This is a genomic window from Limnohabitans sp. 2KL-1, assembly GCF_003063435.1.
Classification (GTDB): Bacteria; Pseudomonadota; Gammaproteobacteria; order Burkholderiales; family Burkholderiaceae_C; genus Limnohabitans_A.
Genome location: NZ_NESL01000007.1, coordinates 72714 through 92076, shown reverse-complemented (window position 1 = coordinate 92076; position 19363 = coordinate 72714). Strand labels below are relative to the sequence as shown.

General features: G+C 61.7%; 18 protein-coding genes and 1 other RNA gene. 5 read left to right on the top strand and 14 right to left on the bottom strand.

The annotated features are described in order from the left end of the window. Positions 1-28: 28 nt before the first annotated feature. The 9 genes from murD to dksA all read right to left on the bottom strand — a co-directional run bounded on the left by murD (position 29) and on the right by dksA (position 10507). Positions 29-1813, bottom strand: coding sequence for a UDP-N-acetylmuramoyl-L-alanine--D-glutamate ligase (murD, locus tag B9Z47_RS13960; protein WP_108331846.1), 1785 nt, complete (start codon positions 1811-1813; stop codon positions 29-31). Positions 1814-1816: 3 nt separating this feature from the next. After that, on the bottom strand, positions 1817-2995 hold the full coding sequence (gene mraY / locus B9Z47_RS13955) for a phospho-N-acetylmuramoyl-pentapeptide-transferase (RefSeq protein WP_108331845.1): 1179 nt from the start codon (positions 2993-2995) through the stop codon (positions 1817-1819). Further along, positions 2985-4427 (bottom strand): UDP-N-acetylmuramoyl-tripeptide--D-alanyl-D-alanine ligase, encoded by a 1443-nt coding sequence (murF, locus tag B9Z47_RS13950; RefSeq protein WP_233253809.1) that lies wholly within the window; start codon positions 4425-4427, stop codon positions 2985-2987. The genes mraY and murF overlap by 11 nt, the downstream gene beginning before the upstream one ends. Continuing rightward, positions 4424-5971 (bottom strand): UDP-N-acetylmuramoyl-L-alanyl-D-glutamate--2,6-diaminopimelate ligase, encoded by a 1548-nt coding sequence (locus B9Z47_RS13945; RefSeq protein WP_108331844.1) that lies wholly within the window; start codon positions 5969-5971, stop codon positions 4424-4426. Before B9Z47_RS13945 ends, murF begins: the two co-directional genes overlap by 4 nt. Next, positions 5971-7710 (bottom strand): penicillin-binding protein 2, encoded by a 1740-nt coding sequence (locus tag B9Z47_RS13940; RefSeq protein ID WP_108331843.1) that lies wholly within the window; start codon positions 7708-7710, stop codon positions 5971-5973. Before B9Z47_RS13940 ends, B9Z47_RS13945 begins: the two co-directional genes overlap by 1 nt. Further along, positions 7707-8018 (bottom strand): cell division protein FtsL, encoded by a 312-nt coding sequence (gene ftsL, locus B9Z47_RS13935; RefSeq protein ID WP_108331842.1) that lies wholly within the window; start codon positions 8016-8018, stop codon positions 7707-7709. Before ftsL ends, B9Z47_RS13940 begins: the two co-directional genes overlap by 4 nt. Beyond that, complete coding sequence (rsmH, locus tag B9Z47_RS13930) at positions 8015-8944, bottom strand: 16S rRNA (cytosine(1402)-N(4))-methyltransferase RsmH (RefSeq protein WP_108331841.1); 930 nt, start codon at positions 8942-8944, stop codon at positions 8015-8017. The genes ftsL and rsmH overlap by 4 nt, the downstream gene beginning before the upstream one ends. A 5-nt stretch (positions 8945-8949) precedes the next feature. Further along, a complete protein-coding gene (mraZ, locus tag B9Z47_RS13925) occupies positions 8950-9378 on the bottom strand; it encodes a division/cell wall cluster transcriptional repressor MraZ (RefSeq protein WP_108331840.1) in 429 nt (142 codons plus the stop codon). 343 nt (positions 9379-9721) lie between these two features. Beyond that, positions 9722-10507, bottom strand: coding sequence for an RNA polymerase-binding protein DksA (dksA, locus tag B9Z47_RS13920; protein ID WP_233253818.1), 786 nt, complete (start codon positions 10505-10507; stop codon positions 9722-9724). Between dksA and B9Z47_RS19015 the strand changes: the two genes are divergently transcribed. After that, positions 10479-10808: a hypothetical protein gene (locus B9Z47_RS19015; RefSeq protein ID WP_146185807.1), complete on the top strand. Its 330-nt coding sequence runs from the start codon at positions 10479-10481 to the stop codon at positions 10806-10808. The genes dksA and B9Z47_RS19015 overlap by 29 nt on opposite strands. A gap of 148 nt (positions 10809-10956) precedes the next feature. Here the strand turns inward: B9Z47_RS19015 and B9Z47_RS13915 are convergent, their stop codons facing one another. The 4 genes from B9Z47_RS13915 to dapF form a co-directional block, all read right to left on the bottom strand. Next, a complete protein-coding gene (locus tag B9Z47_RS13915; RefSeq protein WP_108331839.1) occupies positions 10957-12048 on the bottom strand; it encodes a GTP-binding protein in 1092 nt (363 codons plus the stop codon). Positions 12049-12167: 119 nt separating this feature from the next. Next, positions 12168-13154, bottom strand: coding sequence for a tyrosine recombinase XerC (xerC, locus tag B9Z47_RS13910; protein ID WP_108331838.1), 987 nt, complete (start codon positions 13152-13154; stop codon positions 12168-12170). A gap of 18 nt (positions 13155-13172) precedes the next feature. Then, positions 13173-13859 carry a DUF484 family protein gene (locus tag B9Z47_RS13905; RefSeq protein WP_108331837.1) on the bottom strand — a complete coding sequence of 229 codons (687 nt, stop codon included), beginning with the start codon at positions 13857-13859 and terminating at the stop codon, positions 13173-13175. A gap of 17 nt (positions 13860-13876) precedes the next feature. Then, the gene (gene dapF / locus B9Z47_RS13900) at positions 13877-14749 is read right to left on the bottom strand and encodes a diaminopimelate epimerase (protein ID WP_108331836.1); all 873 of its coding nucleotides are present in this window, start codon (positions 14747-14749) and stop codon (positions 13877-13879) included. Between the two features lie 61 nt (positions 14750-14810). Here dapF and B9Z47_RS13895 point away from each other — a divergent pair, with 61 nt between their 5' ends. The 3 genes from B9Z47_RS13895 to B9Z47_RS13885 all read left to right on the top strand — a co-directional run bounded on the left by B9Z47_RS13895 (position 14811) and on the right by B9Z47_RS13885 (position 17869). Next, positions 14811-16457: an MBL fold metallo-hydrolase gene (locus tag B9Z47_RS13895; RefSeq protein ID WP_108331835.1), complete on the top strand. Its 1647-nt coding sequence runs from the start codon at positions 14811-14813 to the stop codon at positions 16455-16457. 27 nt (positions 16458-16484) lie between these two features. Then, complete coding sequence (locus B9Z47_RS13890; RefSeq protein WP_108331834.1) at positions 16485-17180, top strand: S4 domain-containing protein; 696 nt, start codon at positions 16485-16487, stop codon at positions 17178-17180. 167 nt (positions 17181-17347) lie between these two features. Then, positions 17348-17869: an Rrf2 family transcriptional regulator gene (locus B9Z47_RS13885; protein WP_108331833.1), complete on the top strand. Its 522-nt coding sequence runs from the start codon at positions 17348-17350 to the stop codon at positions 17867-17869. 59 nt (positions 17870-17928) lie between these two features. Here B9Z47_RS13885 and rnpB read toward each other — a convergent pair. Further along, positions 17929-18281, bottom strand: an RNA gene (rnpB, locus tag B9Z47_RS13880) — RNase P RNA component class A. 131 nt (positions 18282-18412) lie between these two features. On the opposite strand from rnpB, the gene cysK reads away from it, so the two are divergent. After that, on the top strand, positions 18413-19330 hold the full coding sequence (gene cysK, locus B9Z47_RS13875) for a cysteine synthase A (protein WP_108331832.1): 918 nt from the start codon (positions 18413-18415) through the stop codon (positions 19328-19330). Positions 19331-19363 lie beyond the last annotated feature (33 nt).

Here is a 19363-nt window from a genome sequence, read left to right as displayed (position 1 = left end):
ATGTGTTGGGAGAAAGTCAGCGCTTCGCTCACAAGCCCCCCTCCGTGACAAACCCTGCAGCATCGGCCAAAGCCGCCACGGCCTGACAGAAGACTTGGGCCCGGTGGCCATAGTTGTCGAACATGTCAAGACTGGCACACGCAGGCGACATCAACACCGCGTCACCACTTTGGGCCACTCTCGCCGCTTGCGAGACGGCAGCGTGCATGTCCGCAGCATCCCAAAGCGGCACGCCCAGGTCTTGCAAAACCTCGCGGATGCGTGATGCATCACGGCCGATCAACACCACAGCCCGCACATACCGCTGCACGGGCTCTGCCAGTGGGCCAAAGTCCTGTCCCTTGCCATCACCACCCAGAATCACCACCACACGACGTTCAGCACCCAGACCTTGCAAAGCGGCCACCGTGGCCCCCACATTGGTGCCTTTGCTGTCATCAAAGTACTCCACCTCATTCACGATGGCCACCGGCTCAACGCGGTGCGGCTCGCCACGGTATTCACGCAGGCCATACAGCATGGGTCCGAGCGCACAACCGGCGCTGCTGGCCAGAGCCAAAGCAGCCAGTGCATTGACGGCGTTGTGGCGACCGCGAATGCGCAGGGCATCGGCAGGCATGAGCCTTTGGATGTGCAGTTCCTCGGCTTCGTCTTTGCGACGGCGGCGGGTTTCATCAGCCTCCAGCGCACGCACCAGCCAGGTCATGCCGTTCGTGACTTCGATGCCGAAATCACCTGGTCGCTGGGGCATGTCGCCACCAAAAAGCAGGCAGGCACGCTCCACGGGCTTTTGCAACTTCACCCGGACAGGGGCCGGGCGCATGGCCATGACCTGCGGGTCTTCGCGGTTGAGCACCATCAAGGCCTGGCTGCCAAAAATGCGGGCCTTCGCAGCGGCATACGCGGCCATCGAGCCATGCCAGTCCAAGTGGTCTTGCGAAATGTTCAGCACGGTGGCGGCCGTGGGCTCAAAGCCCTCGCTGCTGTCGAGCTGGAAACTCGACAACTCCAGCACCCAGACTTGTGGCAGGGCCTGCGCCATGGGATGAACAGTAGCGGCGGCAACCGGCTCGATCAGCGTCAGCTCGGCCTCGTCGTCATGGATCATGTCATCGCCATCTGGGTCAGCAGCTTCGCTGGCTGGCTCTGAGTCGTTGGGCGCTGAGTCGTTGAGCCCTGTGTCCATCGGGCTGAGCACAGCCGCATCCAGCTCGTGCGCAGGATGCGTCACATCTGAATCAGCAGGTGCCTCGGCGGCCCGCTCAGCTTCTTTTTCAGCCGCTTCCTGTGCCACTTGTTCTTCGGCTTGCGCCATGGCTTGTGTCAGCGTGTCCAGCAATGTGGGGCCAATGTTGCCAGCCACCTTCACGGTTTTGCCCGCACGCGCCACCAGCTGTCCGGTGAGCGAGGTGACCGTGGTCTTGCCATTGGTGCCGGTGACCGCCAGCACCTGCGGGGCGTAGCCAAAGCGTTCTTTCAAATCCTGCAAACCCGCCGCGAACAAACTGAGTTCGCCCCCTTGCCACAGACCCACGGCTTGGGCTGCGTTGACCACAGGGGCCACGACTTCTGGCGCGAGGCCCGGGCTGCGAAACACCGCACGCACCGATGTGCCTTCGACCAAACTGGCCACCAATGGCCCCGACACAAAACGCACAGCAGGCCACTGTGCCTGCAGGGTCGTCAGCTGGGGCGGCGTGTCACGGGTGTCGGCCACAGTCACGTGCGCTCCGGCATGCGCGCACCAACGGGCCATCGCCAGGCCCGATGCACCCAAACCGAGAATCAGAACGTGTTGACCTTGGAGCTGCATGGTTTACCTCAGCTTCAGGGTCGACAGGCCGACCAGACACAGCAGCATGGTGATGATCCAGAAACGCACGACCACTTGCGTTTCCTTCCAGCCGCTCTTTTCAAAATGGTGGTGCAAGGGTGCCATCTTCAGGATTCGGCGGCCTTCACCGTATTTTTTCTTGGTGTACTTGAAGTAGGTGACCTGCGCCATCACCGACAGGGCTTCAACCACGAAGATGCCGCCCATGATGGCCAGCACGATTTCGGCTCGAACGATGACCGCGATGGTGCCCAGTGCCGCACCCAGCGCCAGCGCCCCCACGTCACCCATGAACACCTGGGCAGGGTGCGTGTTGAACCACAAGAATGCCAGGCCCGCGCCCGCCATGGCAGCGCAGAAAATCAGCAACTCGCCCGAACCCGGAATGTGCGGGAAGAACAGGTACTTAGAGTAAACCGAACTGCCCGTCACATAGGCAAACACGCCCAGCGCCGAGCCCACCATGACCACCGGCATGATGGCCAGACCATCCAGGCCATCGGTCAGGTTGACCGCGTTGCTGGACCCCACGATGACCAGATAGGTCAAGACCACAAAGCCCAACACGCCCAGCGGGTAATTGATTTCCTTGAAAAACGGCACCTGCAGGCCCGCCTTGGGCGGCAGGTTCACATCAAAGCCCGACATGACCCACTGGCCAAACAGGTCCAGCACGCGCAAGTTCGACACTTCCGAAATGCTGAACACCAGATACAAAGCGGCCAACAAACCGATGACGGATTGCCAGAAATACTTTTCGCGCGAACGCATGCCTTCGGGGTCTTTGTTGACCACCTTGCGCCAGTCGTCCACCCAGCCAATGGCACCAAAGCCCAAGGTCACGATCAACACGATCCAGACAAACCGGTTGGACAGGTCAAACCACAGCAAGGTGGAGATGGCGATTGACAAGAGGATGAGCACGCCCCCCATGGTGGGCGTACCGCTTTTGGACAGGTGCGAGGCCATGGCATAGCCACGAATAGGCTGACCGATCTTGAGCGAGGTCAGGCGACGGATGACCCAGGGGCCAGCGGCCAGACCGATGAGCAACGCGGTCATCGCAGCCATCACCGCACGGAAAGTGATGTATTGGAAAACACGCAAAAAGCCCCATTCAGGGGACAGACTTTGCAACCATTGGGCCAGACTAAGCAGCATGCGCCTCCCATTTTTTGTTGTTTTGCGGACCGCATTGCAGCAAGGCGTCGACCACGCGCTCCATCTTCATGAAACGCGACCCTTTGACGACCACGCTCTGAAAACTGGTCAGTTTGTGCGTCACCGCTTCAAGCAAACTGTCCATGTCCTTGAAATGTCTGGCCGCGCCAAAGGACTCGGCCGCATGCACGCACAAATCACCCAAGGTGTAGAGCGCGTCAATGCCCCGCTCGGCGGCGTACGCTCCGACTTCGGCGTGGAACTCGGGGCCTTGGTTGCCCACTTCCCCCATGTCGCCCAGCACCAGCAAACGCGGCGCAGGCAACTCGGCCAGCACATCGATCGCGGCGCGCACGGAGTCGGGGTTGGCGTTGTAGGTGTCGTCGACCAAGGTGATGTCGGCCGTCTGTGTGGACACCACCAGGGCACGCGAACGCCCCTTGACCGGCTCGAACGCTTGCAGTCCCTGGGCCACTGCCGCCAAAGGCACACCGGCGGCGAGTGCACAGGCACTGGCAGCCAAGGCATTTTTCACGTTGTGGCGACCTGCAATGTGCAAACGCACGGGCGCAGTGCCATCGGCGGTTTTGAGTGTGAACTGCCAGGCACCCGATTGCCAGACCACCACAGCGGCCCGAACATCCGCTGGGCTGTCGTTGGCCCCCAGGGCAAAGGTGCGTTGCATGCGCGGGCCGGACATGTCCATCCACTGGTGCGTGAATGTGTCGTCTGCCGGAAACACGGCCACACCACCAGCGGGCAAGGCCTGCAACACAGCGCCATTTTCCTGCGCCACGGCCTCAACCGTGCCCATGAATTCCTGGTGCTCGCGCTGGGCGTTGTTGACCAAGGCCACCGTGGGTTGGGCCAGGCGGGACAAGTAGGCAATTTCACCGGGATGGTTCATGCCCAGCTCAACCACGGCGATGCGGTGGTGAGCGCGCAGGTTGAACAAGGTCAGCGGCACACCGATGTCGTTGTTCAGGTTGCCCTGGGTAGACAAGGCCGCCTGGCCTGCATGGGCGCGCAGGATGGATGCGATCATCTGCGTCACGGTGGTTTTGCCGTTGCTGCCGGTCACGGCAATCACGGGCAGATTGAACTGTGCACGCCAGCCAGTGGCCAGCTCACCCAAAGCGATGCGGGCATCGGGCACCACCAAAGCGGGCAAACCGTTTGCCACCGCATGCGCCTCGCCAGAGGCCTCGCACACCACGGCCACAGCGCCTTGCGCCTTGGCCTGGGCGATGAACTGGTTGCCGTCAAAGCGCTCTCCGCGCAAGGCCACAAACAAGTCGCCCACTTGCAGGCTGCGGCTGTCGGTGTGCACACGGTCAATCACCGCAGGCGACAGATTCACGCCTCGTGCCTGGCTCAGCCAGCTCAGGGCCAGGGCCTGACTCAGCTGCATGGAAGTGGTCTTGGCGTTCATGCCACAGCCCCCTGGCATTGGGCAGCGCGTTGCTGCAAAGCCTGTCGGACCTGCGCCACATCCGAAAACGGATGGCGCACGCCCATGATGTCCTGCTCGGTTTCGTGGCCTTTACCCGCCACCAGCACCACATCTTTTGCAGCCGCTTGCGAGACCACCAGGGCAATCGCCAGTGCCCGGTCCAATTCGATGTGCGCTTGCTGTGGACGGGTCAAACCCGTCACCATCGCAGCCAGGATGGCGTCGGGCGATTCAGACCGGGGGTTGTCGCTGGTCAAGACCACCTGATCGGCGGCAGCTTCGGCCGCAGCAGCCATCAAGGGGCGCTTGAGCGCGTCGCGATCACCACCACATCCGAGGACACACCACAGACGACCGCCGCGTGCCGCTGCCTGCGAGCGCAAGGCCATGAGAGCGTGCGACACGGCATCGGGTGTGTGCGCGTAATCCACCACCACCAAGGGCAGCGCGTGCTCGGCCAGCCCTGCGAGCACAGACGGCTGATCGGCATGGACACGCAGCATGCGGCCCGGCACGGCTGTCAAATGCGAACAGGCCTGCACGGCGTCGGCCAGGCTCACCCCCAAGGCGCGCAGACCGCCCATCACACCCAGCAGGTTGTCGATGTTGTAGTCCCCCATGAGGTCGGTGTGCAGCGTGTGCACTGCACCGCCTTCGATCACCTCAAATGCCAAGCCGTCGGCACCGGACAGGGCGCGTGCCTGCAAACGGGCAGGTCCGCGTCGCGAGCAGGTCCACACATCCAGTCCATGTCCGTGCAGCGCTTGGGCCAACGAGGCCCCCTTCGCGTCATCGATGTTGATGACAGCCGCCTGCAAACCAGGCCAGCCGAACAGGGCTTCTTTGGCCGCCCAATAGCTGGCCATGTCGCCGTGGTAATCGAGGTGGTCTTGCGTGAAATTGGTGAAGACAGCCACGCGGATGTGCGTGCCATCCAGTCGGTGCTCGGCCAATCCGATCGATGAGGCCTCGATGGCGCAGTGCGTCACGCCCGCATCGACAAACGCCCGGAACTGGCGCTGCATCAGCACCGGATCGGGCGTGGTCATGCCAGTAGACACCAGATCGGGCACACGGCCCACCCCCAAAGTACCCACCAGACCACAGGCCTGCTTCAGCACAGGCGAGGACAGGGCCTGCGCCAGCCACCAGGCCGTCGAAGTTTTGCCATTGGTGCCGGTCACAGCCAGCACGCTGAGCGCTTGGCTGGGTTGCCCGTAATAGGCCGCTGCCACAGGACCCGTTTGGGCCTTGAGGTCCTGCATGACGGCCAGGCGTCCGTTGTTGACCGCGTCAGTGGACACATCGTTCAGCCAAGGCGCATGTCCCGCCTCTTCGATCAAGCAAGCCGTGGCCCCTTGTGCCAAGGCTTGTGACAGGTAACGGCGGCCATCGGTGGCAGCACCGGGCCATGCAATGAAGCCGTCGCCCGGTTGCACCTGGCGACTGTCGGTGCGCAACTCGCCCGTCACGTGCGTGCGCAACCAATGTGCCGCTTCTGGGGCGTTTTGCAGGCGCTGCATCAAAACGACTCCTCGACCGCCTTGGCCACGATTTGCGGCTTGACCGCCATGTCAGGCTGCACGCCCATCAGGCGCAGGGTTTGCTGCACTGTTTGACTGAACACCGGCGCAGCGACATCGCCACCAAAATAGCGACCATTGCTGGGTTCGTCGATCATCACCGCCACAATGATGCGTGGCGCTTCAATCGGGGCCATACCGACAAAAAATCCCCTGTATTTTTTACCTGCGTAGCCCCGGCCTTCTTGCTTGTGCGCTGTGCCGGTTTTGCCACCGACTGAATAGCCAATGGTTTGGGCTTTTTGTGCGGTGCCCCCAGGGCCTGCCGCCATCTGCAGCATCTTGCGCATGGCTTTGGCGTTGGCCGCACTGATCACGCGCTCGCCTTTGACCTGGCCCTCGGTCTTCATCAAGGTGGCGGGCACCACTTCGCCATCGCGCGCAAACACCGTGTAAGCCCTGGCCACCTGGAACAAGCTGCCCGAAATACCGTAGCCATAGCTCATGGTCGCCTGCTCAATCGGACGCCATGTTTTGTAAGGGCGCAGACGACCACTGACCACACCTGGAAATGGCAAGTGGGGCTTTTGCCCAAAACCAAGCTGCGTGTACATCTCCCACATTTCACGCGGCTGCATTTGCATGGCCATCTTGACGGTGCCCACGTTGCTCGACTTCTGAATGACTTCGTTGACCGTTAAAGCGCCATGCGGGTGTGCATCGGTGATGGTGGAGCCGGTGATGGTGATGCGCCCCGGTGCGGTCTGAATGATCGACTCGGGTTTGACCAATCCTTTTTCGAGCGCCAAACCCACTGCGAACGGCTTCATGGTCGAACCCGGCTCAAAGGTATCGGTCAAGGCGCGGTTGCGCAACTGCTCGCCACTCAGGTTGACACGCTTGGCAGGAGAGTAACTGGGGTAATTGGCCAACGCCAGAATCTCACCCGTCTGCGCATCCAGCACCACCACACTGCCCGCCTTGGCTTTGTGTTCCATCACCGCATCGCGCAGCTTCTGATACGCATAGAACTGCACTTTGCTGTCGATGCTCAGTTGCAGGTCCTGACCGTCCATGGGCTGCACGGCTTCGCCCACAGCCTCGACCACGCGGCCCAGACGGTCCTTGATCACGCGGCGCGAGCCCGGCTTGCCGGACAACTGCTTCTGAAAAATCAGCTCCACGCCCTCTTGACCTTGGTCTTCCACGTTGGTGAAGCCCACAATGTGCGCCGCAGCCTCGCCTTCGGGGTACAGGCGCTTGTATTCCTTGATGTCGTAAACACCCTTGATGTTGAGCGCCAAAATTTCCTTGGCCACAGGCTCGTCCATTTGCCGGCGCAACCAGACAAAAGTCTTTTCATCGTCCTTGAGTTTTTTATCCAACTCAGCAGGGGTCATCTCCAACAGTCTGGCCAATTGGCGCAGTTTGACCGGATCGCGGTCGATGTCTTCCGGGTTGGCCCAAATGCTGGGCGCAGGGACACTGGACGCCAGCAAGACGCCATTGCGGTCCATCACACGCCCCCGGTTGGCCGGTAAGGACAGGGTCCGTGCGAAGCGCACTTCGCCCTGACGAATGAAAAAATCGTTTTCAAAAACTTGCACGTGGGCAGCCCGCCCCACCAGACCTGTGAACCCCAGCGCCATGGCCGCCACAATCAATTTGCTGCGCCAGACAGGCGTTTTGCTTGCCAGCAGCGGGCTGGACGACAGTTGAACGCTGCGACCACGGTTCATGGTGCGCCCTCCGTCGTCTTTGCAGCGGGCACCGCACGACCCAGGCCGGGGTGCGACACGTACTGGGTAATGGCCGGTGACGCTGTCCTCATCTGCAATTGCTGACGCGCAATTTGCTCCACCCGCAAAGGCGTCGCTTGAGCGCGCTGCTCGACTTCCAGGCGATCTTGCTCGACTTCAAGCCGCTTGGCCTCCTTGAGCGCCGTCTCCAGCGCCATGAACAAACGGCGGGATTCGTAATGGCTGTGCACCAGCCACAAGGCACTGGCCACCGTCGCGATCAGCAGCAACAGGCTCAAGCGGGTCATGCGGGCACCTCGGTACGTTCGGCCATGCGCATGATGGCGCTGCGCGAACGGGGGTTACCACGCACTTCTTCCTCGCTGGGTCGGGTACGGCCACAAGCTTTCAAACGCATCTTCACCGGCTCGGCAAACGGCACACGCCGGTCCACCACCTCTTTGGAATGCTTGGCGATGAACTGTTTGACGATGCGGTCTTCCAGCGAATGGAAGCTGATCACCACCAAGCGGCCACCGGGTGCCAACACGCGCAAACTGCCCTCTAACGCCTGTTCGAGCTCTTCAAGCTCGGCGTTGATGAAAATCCGAAAAGCCTGAAATGTCCGCGTTGCAGGGTTCTGGCCCGGCTCGCGGGTTTTGACCGTGTCAGCCACGAGCTGGGCCAAATCGGTGGTGCTTGAAATTGGGCCCCGCTCTTGTCGGCGAGCCACAATCGCCTTTGCAATCTGAAAAGCAAACCGTTCTTCGCCATAGTCACGTATCACCTCCGTGATTTGATCCACCGTGGCCGTTGCCAGCCAATCGGCCACACTCTCGCCGCGCGTGGTGTCCATGCGCATGTCGAGTGGGCCCTCAAAACGAAAAGAAAAACCCCTCTCGGGGCTGTCGATCTGGGGAGAGCTGATGCCCAAATCCATCAGCACACCATCGACGCTGCCGGGCGGCAGCTCGGCCAGGTGTGAAAACCCTTCATGTCGAATCGAAAACCGGGCATCTTCAATGCGTCCCGCCTCGGCAATGGCTTCCAGGTCCTTGTCAAAAGCCTGCAGGCGACCTTGCGCAGACAGGCGAGACAGGATCAGGCGCGAATGGCCACCCCGGCCAAAGGTGGCATCGACATAAGCACCGGCAGCACCGGCTGTCGCTTGGAGCAGCTCGTCCACGGCTTCATTCAAAAGCACGGTGGTGTGGGTCAATGAGGTCTGGGTCATGGTGTTCAGAAAGAGAAATCCTTGAACACATCGGGCATCTCGCCTTGCATGGCTTCGGCCTCTTGGGCGTCATAGCTGGTCTTGTCCCACAACTCAAAGTGATTGCCCATGCCCAGCAGCATGGTGTCTTTGGAAATGCCTGCAGCCTGGCGCAGTTCAGGCGAGATCAGCACACGGCCCGTGCCATCCATCTCGACGTCCATGGCATTGCCCAAAAAGATGCGCTTCCACCACTGCGCCGACATGGGCAACTGGGCAATGCGCTCCCTGAATTTTTCCCACTCGGGGCGAGGGAACACCATCAAACAGCCGTGCGGGTGCTTGGTGATCGTCAGCTGACCCTGCGCCGTCGCGCTCAGGACGTCACGGTGCCGGGTCGGCACAGACAGCCGCCCCTTGGCATCCAGACTCAGCGATGAAGCCCCTTGAAACACGTGAGAAACCCTTTGATGGTGAAAATGGCATGCGGAGACACTTTTCCCCACTTAATTGCACTTTTTTGCACTGTATCAGGAAATCTCGGCCTCCCCAACGGTGTACACCGATTTTTTTCAATAAAATCAACAGCTTAGGGGCGACTTTGAACCCCCCAGAAGATCAAATACCTTTCTAAATTAGGCACTTACAAACCAGAATGAAAGTAACATCTCAAGTATTAAAAATGAAAAATTAGACAAATCGTTAAATTCGTTTCGAAACATCCTGCAGCCGTCCAGGTGAAAAAAAACCCCTCGAAAGGGGTTTTCAAATCAGGATGCCCATCCGGCACCGATGGGGTCAATCCCCAAACATTTTTTGCTTGAGCTCACGTCGCTGTTGTGCCTCCAGAGACAAGGTCGCGGTTGGCCGAGCCAGCAAGCGGCCAACGCCAATGGCCTCGCCCGTTTCGTCACAAAAGCCATAGTCACCGGCATCAATGCGGTTGATCGACTGCTCGATTTTCTTGAGCAACTTGCGCTCACGGTCACGCGTGCGCAACTCCAAAGCGTGCTCTTCTTCAATGGTGGCTCGATCGGCAGGATCGGGAACCACGACCGTGTCCTCACGCAAGTGCTCCGTGGTCTGCCCGGCGCTGTTGAGGATGTCCTGTTTGAGCTGACTGAGCTTGAGACGGAAATAAGCCATCTGCATGTCGTTCATGTACTCCGAGTCGGGCATGGCCAGAACCTCGGCATCGGTCAACTCGCCCACTTTCTTGGTTTTCCAGTTGTTGGCCAACTTGGGGTCTTTTTTGATGGGTGCAAATGGCATCGAAACCACTGCAGAGGGCACGCTGGGCAGAAAGCTCGACTTCGCCGCAGTGGAGGCCACAGCAGGCGGCAAAGAAGGCACGGTAATTTGAGCCAGTCGCGCTGAAGGACGCGTAGCGCGGACCAATTGATCAGGCGCAGCAGCAGGGGTTACAGGAGCTTGTTCGAGGGGGGATTTGACAGATTCCACTTTGGTCACGTTCATAGATTTCGCGGGAGAGGCCTGAGCCGTCTTGGGGACAGATGCGGCCTTGGCAGGCTTGGCGACAGCAGGATGGGAAAGGTTGGCAGCAGCAACCGCTTTTTCAGCGATCGGTGAAACAGCCTTGGTTTTGGCTGAAGGAACTTCAGCCGTTTTCTTGGCGGGCACCACTTTGGCAGAGGGCTTGGCCGGGGTCTTTTTCGCAACCGCCGCTTTGCCGGAAGCCGCAGACACAGGCTTGTCCTTGGCTGCAGGCGCGGATTTGACCGCGGTTGAAGCCTTCGGCGGCGTTGTCTTTTTCGAGGTCGTCACGTCTTGTCTCCTAGCCGTGTCAAAAGGGCAAGTTCCGGACCGTCTGCAGCAAAGCAAACACCCCAAACCTGTTCATGTACTTTTCAAACCCTTGTTATAGACCTTGTGGGGTTCGCCAGCGCCGCCCAAAAGGCAATGCCGTCGGCGGGCGATTGTAGCGACTAGAACGATCAAAATACGCACGCAGACTGATTTAAGACAAGTTCCATGGAAAAGCAGCGAGAAGGGCCTGTGCCAAGCCGCCGCATTCAGACAAGACACTGCTCCAGGCCCTGCAACAGGATGTCCTTGGGCAAATCGATGCCAATGAATACCATCTTGCTCGTTTTCGCTTCGCCATCGGCCCACATGGGCCCTAAATCGCTGCCCATGAGTTGGTGCACGCCCTGAAAAATCACCTTGCGCTCGGTGCCGCGCATGTTCAACACGCCCTTGTAGCGCAACATACGGGGACCATAAATGTTGACGATGGCACCCAGAAAATCTTCCAGCTTGGCCGGGTCAAACGCCTTGTCGGACCGGAACACAAAGCTTTTCACGTCGTCGTCGTGGTGATGGTGGTGGCCCTGCTCATGGGCGTGCGAGGGGTGATCGCAGTGCTCACCATGTTCATGGTCATGCGCGTGGTCATGTTGGTGAGAGGGGTGATCGCAATGCTCACCATGCGCATGGTCATGTGCATCGTCTTTGAGAAAATCCGGGTCGATGTCCAGTTTGGCGTTCAGGTTGAAGCCCTTGAGGTCGAACACCTCGGACAGAGCCACCTCGCCAAAGTGCACCACTTTTTGCGGGGCACGCGGGTTCATGTGTTTCAGGCGGTGCTGCAGGGCGTCCAGTTCCTCGGGCGAGACCAAATCGGCCTTGCTGATGAAGATCTGGTCGGCAAAGCCCACCTGACGGCGCGCTTCCTGGCGGTCGTTGAGCTGCTGGGCCGCGTGTTTGGCGTCCACCAGGGTCAAGATGGAGTCGAGCAAAAAGGTCTCGGCGATCTCGTCGTCCATGAAAAAAGTCTGCGCCACCGGGCCGGGGTCGGCCAGGCCCGTGGTCTCGATCACGATGCGGTCAAAGCTGAGCAAGCCCTTGCGGCGCTTGGCCGCCAGCAGCTGCAGGGTCACGCGCAGGTCTTCGCGGATAGTGCAGCAGATGCAGCCGTTGCTCATCTGGATGATCTGCTCATCGGTGTCCGAGACCAGGATGTCGTTGTCGATGTTCTCTTCGCCAAACTCGTTCTCGATCACGGCAATCTTTTGGCCGTGGGCCTCGGTCAGCACGCGCTTGAGCAGGGTCGTTTTGCCCGAGCCCAAAAAGCCGGTCAGGATGGTGGTGGGGATCAGGGACATGGCACGGTTCCGCTTCAAAACAGGATGACAAGAGTTGGGGAGTGTAGCGACGAATTCAAGCGCGGCGCGCCCGCAAAGGACATGGCATCACAAGGCATCTGCACCACAATCCCCGGGCTTCATTTGCGCTTGGCGCGGGGGTGGGCGGCATCGTAGGTTTTGGCCAAGTGCTGAAAATCCAGCCGTGTATAGACCTGTGTGGTGCTGATGTTGGCGTGGCCCAGCAACTCTTGCACCGCCCGCAAGTCGCCGCTGGACTGCAGCACATGGCTGGCAAAGGAGTGGCGCAGCATGTGCGGATGCACCGGGGTGGCCAGGCCCGCCAGCAGGCTGCGGCGCTTGAGGCGCTGGGCCACGCCGCGCGGCGTCAGGCGCGTGCCATGCCGCCCCGGAAACAGCGCCAGCGCCAAAGAAGATAGGACCTTGGACGCCCCCGGTAGCGGCTGCGTCAGCATGCCGGGCAACTGCGGGCGCACGGCCAGCCAGTGCGTCAGTGCCTCGATGGCGGCGCGGCCCAAGGGCAGCGTGCGTCGCTTGCTGCCTTTGCCCTGCACCTGCACTTCGGCGTTGGGCAAATCGATCCAGCCGCGTCCTGCCCGGCTGGCCTCTGTGCTGGCCACCACGTCCAAGCCGGTCAGCTCGGCAATGCGCAGACCGCAGCCGTACAGCAACTCGACCATGGCCGCGTCACGGGCTTCCAGCCAGGGATCATCGTTGTCTTCTTCATGCTCGGCCAATTGCACCGCTTCGTCCACGCCCAACGCTTTGGGCAGGGGCTTGGCGACACGCGGGGCCCGCACATCGGCCACCGGGTTTTGCGCGATCAGGCCCTCGCGCCCCAGCCAGGTGTAAAACCCGCGCCAGCCCGACAAGATGAGCGCAATGCCACGGCCACTGCGCCCGGCGCTGTGCATCTGCGCCACCCAGCGGCGAATGTGGCCGTTTTGCACTTGCAGCAAGGAGACATTGGACGTTGCCGCCATGTCGGCCAGGCGCATCAAATCCAGCTGGTACAGGGTACAGGTGCGCTCGGCCAGCCGCTTTTCAAAGCGCACATGGTCCAGATAACGGGACACCAGCGGATCGATGGCCGCCACGTCCGCCATGGCCGCTTTCGACACAGTTCAAGCCTGCTGACGCAAGACCGACAAGGCCGCACCCGCCAGCTCGGCCAGGCGCTCCAGCAAATCGGTGGCCATCTGATTGTTGAAGCGTTGCGCATCGGGCGAGGCCAGCACCAGCAGGCCGAACGCTGGCTGGCCAGGCGCTGCGCGCAGCGCCAGCAAAGCCAGCGACGCCGCCTGGTGGGGCTCGGCCAGCCACTGCACCGCCTCGAAACTCACATTGGGACCCAAATAAGGCGCATCCAGCGTGGTGGCAAATTCCTGCACCGCCCCGGTCACGCCCTGGGCAAAGACCGACTGAGCGTGCTGCGCCTGCAGCGACCACAGGCGCAAAGCCACCTGAGGCACCCGGAACAAATCGCGGATGTTGTCCACCGCCGACTCGGCCAGCTGATCGGCCGGCGTGGCCAGCAATTCGCACGACCAGCGGTGCAGCTTGTCGGTCAGGATCATGTTTTCGTTGCCGTGCCGCATCATGTCCATGATGCGGTGCTCCAGCGACTTGATCTTGTCGCGCAGCATTTGCGCTTGGCGCTCTTGCAAGCCGACGGCGCGGTGGCTTTGCGGGTGCGTCAGTTGCACCGAGGCCAACAAGGAGGCGTGGCGCTCAAAGAAGTCGGGCGTGTTCGCCAAGTACTCCGCAATGTCGTCTTCGGTGATCGGGCTCATGGGTTCGGGCGAGGTCATGTCGGGACTCCAAAAATTCAAGAAAGGGTATCAGGCACGTCGATCTCGCCCTCAAACACCGAGGTAGCGGGGCCGGTCATCCGTACCGGGCTGTCGGCCCGGCCCGCCCATTCAATGGTCAACACACCACCCAAGGCCTGCACGTCAACCCGGCTGTCCAGCCAACCTTGGCGAATACCGGTCACCACGGCCGCACAGGCACCCGTGCCGCAAGCCAGTGTCTCACCCGCTCCCCGCTCGAACACGCGCAGTTTGATCTGGCTGCGCGAGACGATCTGCATGAAGCCCGCGTTCACGCGTTTGGGGAAAGCCGGGTGGTTTTCAATCAGCGGCCCCTGGGCCAGCACCGGAAAAGTGTCCACATCGTCCACGCGCTGCACCGCATGCGGGTTGCCCATGGACACCACGCCCACCCGTGCAATGCCATGCTCGCCCAGCGCCAAATCAAACACCGGCCAGCCGTTGACCTGGTCGCTGATCAAGCCGATCGGGTTGAAGGGCACACGTTCCCAGTCAAACACGGGTGCGCCCATGTCCACCGTCACGCGGCAATCGGGGTTCATGCGCAGCTCGATCTCGCCTTGTTGCACCTTGACACGCACCGTGCTTTTGTCGGTCAGGCCCTTGTCGCGCACATAGCGCACAAAGCATCGGGCCCCGTTGCCGCAATGCTCCACCTCACCGCCATCGGCGTTGTGGATCACGTATTCAAAATCCAGACCGGGCGCGGGCGAGGGCCGAACCGTGAGGATCTGGTCGGCCCCCACGCCAAAGTGGCGGTCGGCCAGAAAACGGTATTGGGCCGTGCTCAGGCCCAGACGGCCTTGGGTCTCGTCGAGCACGACAAAATCGTTGCCGGCCCCTTGCATCTTGGTAAAGCGAATGTGCATGGCCGCGATTATCACCTTTGGCCCACACCGGAACAGGCCTCCAGTCCCCCGATAATGGGGCATGGCACGCACCTCCCAACTCCTCTACCCCCAACGTGAACCCGCCCCTCTGCGCCCAGCCGCCACCGTGCTGCTGCTGCGCGACGGGCCGCAAGGCATCGAAGTGCTGATGACCCGCCGCTCGATGACGGCCAGTTTCGCGCCCGGTGCCTACGTGTTCCCGGGTGGCGGCATCGACGCCGCCGATGCCCAGGCGCACAGCATGGCGCAACGCCGCCCCACGCAAAGCGCCCTGCACCTGACGCAAGCGATTGCGGCCATCCGCGAAAGCTTTGAAGAGCTGGGCATTTTGTTGGCCCGCCACGCCGACGGGCGCTGGGCTGACGCCAGTGACATCGCAGCCATCGACCGCCAAGGCCCTTTTGCTGCCCAATGCCAGGCCCGAGGCCTGAGCCTGGCGGCCGAACAGGTGTTCGTTCTGGCCCACTGGATCACCGACCGCGACCTGCCGCGCCGCTTTGACGTGCCCTTTTTGGTGGCCCGCATGCCCGAAGGCCAAACCCCGGTGGCCGACGAGTCCGAGCAGTTCGAGCCGGTCTGGGTGCGCCCGGCTGACGCGCTGGCCCGCCACGAAGCGGGCGATTTCTTCATCATCTTCCCGACCATCCGCACGCTGGAGCGCCTGAAAGCCTTTGCCAGCGTGGACGCGGTGCTGCAAGCCTGCGCGGTCAACGACGAACCGCTTTGGACCAGCTGCCCCCGCGCTGGCTGGTTGGCGGGCAACGAAGCGCGCTACATGGAGCACGAAGCCCCGTTTGGCGAGCTGGCCCTGGTCACACCCGACGGGCAGATCCACCACCACCTGGACTGGCAGACCGACCAAACCGTGCCGCTGCTCAAAAACGTGCAGCGCCTGACGGCACCCAACCCCGGCGTGATGACCGGCCCCGGCACCAACAGTTATCTGGTGGGCGACCCGAACACCGGCTACATCGCCATCGACCCGGGCCCGGCCGACGACGAGCACCTGCAGCGCCTGTGGCGTGCCGCAGGCGGGCAAATCAAGGCCATTGTGTGCACCCACTCGCACCCGGACCACTCCCCTGGCGCGGCCCCACTGCAAGCGCTGTGCACGAACAAGCCGCCTATTTTGGGCCTGACCTCCAAGCCCACGGCCCGTGCCAACAGCCGCTTCACCCCCGAGCGAGAGCTGACCGATGGCGAAAAACTGGTGCTGCAAGGCATCGGGGTAGATGGCGAGATCAGCCACACCCTGCGCGTGATGCACACCCCCGGCCATGCGGCCAACCACCTGTGCCTGGTGCTCGAAGAAGACGGCCTTCTGTTCTCGGGCGACCATGTGCTCAACGGCAGCACCACCGTGATCGACCCACCCGACGGCCACATGGGCGACTACCTTGATTCGCTGGACAAACTGGCCGCCGCCTGCGAAGCCGGTGGCATCGAATTCATCCTGCCCGCGCACGGCCATGTGCTGGGTTTTGCCCACCAGGCCATCACGCAGCTGAAAGCGCACCGCCTCAAACGCGAGGCCAAAATCGCCGCCGCCATGCAGGCACTGCCCCAAGGCAGCCTGCAGGAATGGGTGGAAAAAGCCTACGACGACGTGCCGCCACGCTTGTGGCCGGTGGCGGCCCGTTCCTTACAAGCGCACGTGGACCACATCCGCGAGCAAGCCTTGTCCTGAGGCGCTCTGAGATTTTTGAAAGATTTGATGACCGATTCCCCTGAAGGCATTCGCCTGGCCAAACGCGTGGCCGCTGACCAGAACTGCTCCCGCCGGGAAGCCGAAGCCCTGATCGTGGCCGGCGGCGTGCAAGTGGCGGGCAAAGTGGTCACCGACCCCGCCCGCCGTGTGCGTGACGAACAAGCCGTTCAAGTCAACCGCCTGGTCTCCATGGCCGCACTGGCCCCACTGACCCTGGTGCTGTTCAAGCCCGCGCACCGGGTGGCCAATCTGGCCTGGCTGCAAGACACCGTGGGCCTCAAAGCCCAGCAGCCCGGACTGTGGGGGCCTGAGCGCCTAGCCAAGATGCAAATGCCCCTGCCACTGGCCAAACCGGCCAGCGGTTTGTGCATTTTTTCCGACGACGTTGGCGTGCTGCGCCATCTGGAAGACCGCCGCAGCCCGATGGAGCAGGAATGGATGGCCACCGTGGGCGGCGAAGTGCCCGAAGGCCTGGTCAAGGCTCTGAACGGCCCAGGCATCCGCGCCAGCATCAACCGCCAGACCGAGTCCATGACGGTGCTGCGCATCGCAGGCAAGGACATCGACGGACTGGAGTTGGGCCGCTGGCTGGACGAGCAATGCCCACTGCAAGACCTGCGCCGCCAAAGGGTGGGCCGTTTGAGCCTCGCCCCGCTGGAGCCCGGCCAATGGCGGCAACTGGAAGGCCACGAACGGTTCTAGTTGATTTCCGACAAAAATACACAGGATTTACCCTTGAAATGGAACGGGTAATCCCCAACTGTGTCACGAGTCTGAGAAAATGACCATTCAGTCACATCTGCGAACCACGCAGTCAGTGACCAGGGCAATGCCCATGAGGGTTTGTCCAACGCAGAAAGGAGCACACCATGCGTTTGAGCACCAAGAGCCGATTCGCCGTGACCGCGATGATCGACGTTGCATTGCGTGAAGACCGCGGCCCCGTGTCGCTGGCCGCCATCAGCGTGCGCCACCAGATTTCGCTGTCCTATCTGGAACAGCTGTTCAGCAAGCTACGCCAGCAAGGCCTGGTCGAGAGCACCCGGGGTCCTGGCGGCGGTTATTCGCTGTCTCGCAATGCCGAAAAGATCACCATGGCCGACATTGTTGGGGCCGTGGATGCGCCTTCGGATGAAGAAGCGGCAGCCGAAGGGGGTTGGATGAACAGCGACCTGTGGGCCAGCCTGAACGAAAAGATGCTGACGCACCTGCAATCCATCAGCCTGCGCCAGTTGGTGGCCGAGCAGCGCACCAAGGGCGTCACGGTCGAGCCAGCCCCTCAGCCGGCCATCAAACGTGGCGTGTTTGCCAAGCCCAAAAGCACCTTGAAGATCACCGCACCCAATTCGGTGTTTGCACTGGCAGGCACCTTGATGCCTTCACGCGGCTAAGCCACCAGCGCTTGCAGCCCCCAAACCCGCTTCGGCGGGTTTTTTGTTGTCTGAAAAAAGTGTGAAGCTCGCCGATAAGCCGGATTCTGTGCACAGCGGTTGCCCGCTGCGTGACCGCCATTACTCTGGGCCGGGGGTCGCCCACCCGGCTCGATGCTACCTACCCGCCAACTCACCCCGCGGAACCACAGGGAGAAGCGATGCGGCGAACCGCACCCCTTCAGGAAGGCCTACTTGGTATTGCTGCGCGTAGAGATTGCCCGTTTCACCCGAACTCAATCGGCTCGTCTCTGTTGCTCTGATCCTCACCTCACGGTGGAGAGGCGTTACCTCCTACGCTGTCCTATGCAGTCCGGACGTTCCTCCAGTGCCTCCTTTCGGAGATTGCACCAGCGACGGTCTGGCGAGCTTCACCGGCTGATTATCGCCTGCCCGCAGAGCACCAGAGTGACTTGGCCCAGGAATGTGCCCCACAAGACATTGCGGGCCCGCGCCCTCACGCACAATGTCAGGTTTAGACACCCCACACACCGGAGTCCCGCCATGAAAGCCCACAGCATCCTCGACACCATCGGCAACACGCCCCATGTGCGCATCAACCGCCTGTTTGGCGCGGGGGCCAATGTCTGGATCAAGTCCGAGCGCAGCAACCCCGGCGGCTCGGTCAAGGACCGCATCGCGCTGGCCATGGTCGAAGACGCCGAAAAGTCCGGTGCCTTGAAACCTGGCGGCACCATCATCGAGCCTACCTCGGGCAACACCGGCATCGGCCTGGCCATGGTGGCCGCCGTGAAGGGTTACAAGCTGGTGCTGGTCATGCCCGACAGCATGAGCATCGAGCGCCGCCGCCTGATGCTGGCCTATGGTGCAAGCTTTGACCTGACGCCCCGCGAAAAAGGCATGAAGGGTGCCATCGCGCGCGCCGAAGAGCTGGTGGCCAGCACGCCCGGTGCCTGGATGCCCCAGCAGTTTGAAAACCCCGCCAACATCGACGTGCATGTGCGCACCACTGCGCAGGAAATCCTGGCCGACTTCCCTGATGGCATCGACGCGCTGATCACCGGCGTGGGCACGGGCGGCCACCTGACGGGCACCGCCCGCGTGCTCAAGGCCAAGTTCCCGAATCTCAAGGTGTTCGCGGTCGAGCCTGCCGCTTCGCCCGTGATTTCTGGCGGTGCCCCCGCGCCCCACCCCATCCAGGGCATTGGCGCGGGCTTCATCCCCAAAAACCTCGACACGTCATTGCTCGATGGCGTGATCCAGGTCGATGCCGAAGCTGCCCGAGAATACGCCCGCCGCTCGGCGCGTGAAGAAGGCCTGCTGGTGGGCATATCGTCGGGTGCCACACTGGCAGCGATTGCGCAAAAACTGCCCGACTTGCCCGCCGGAGCCACGGTGCTGGGCTTCAACTACGACACGGGCGAGCGTTACTTGTCGATCGAAGGCTTCTTGCCGGCTTGACGCTGCACGGCAAAACGACATCAGGATGAGCGC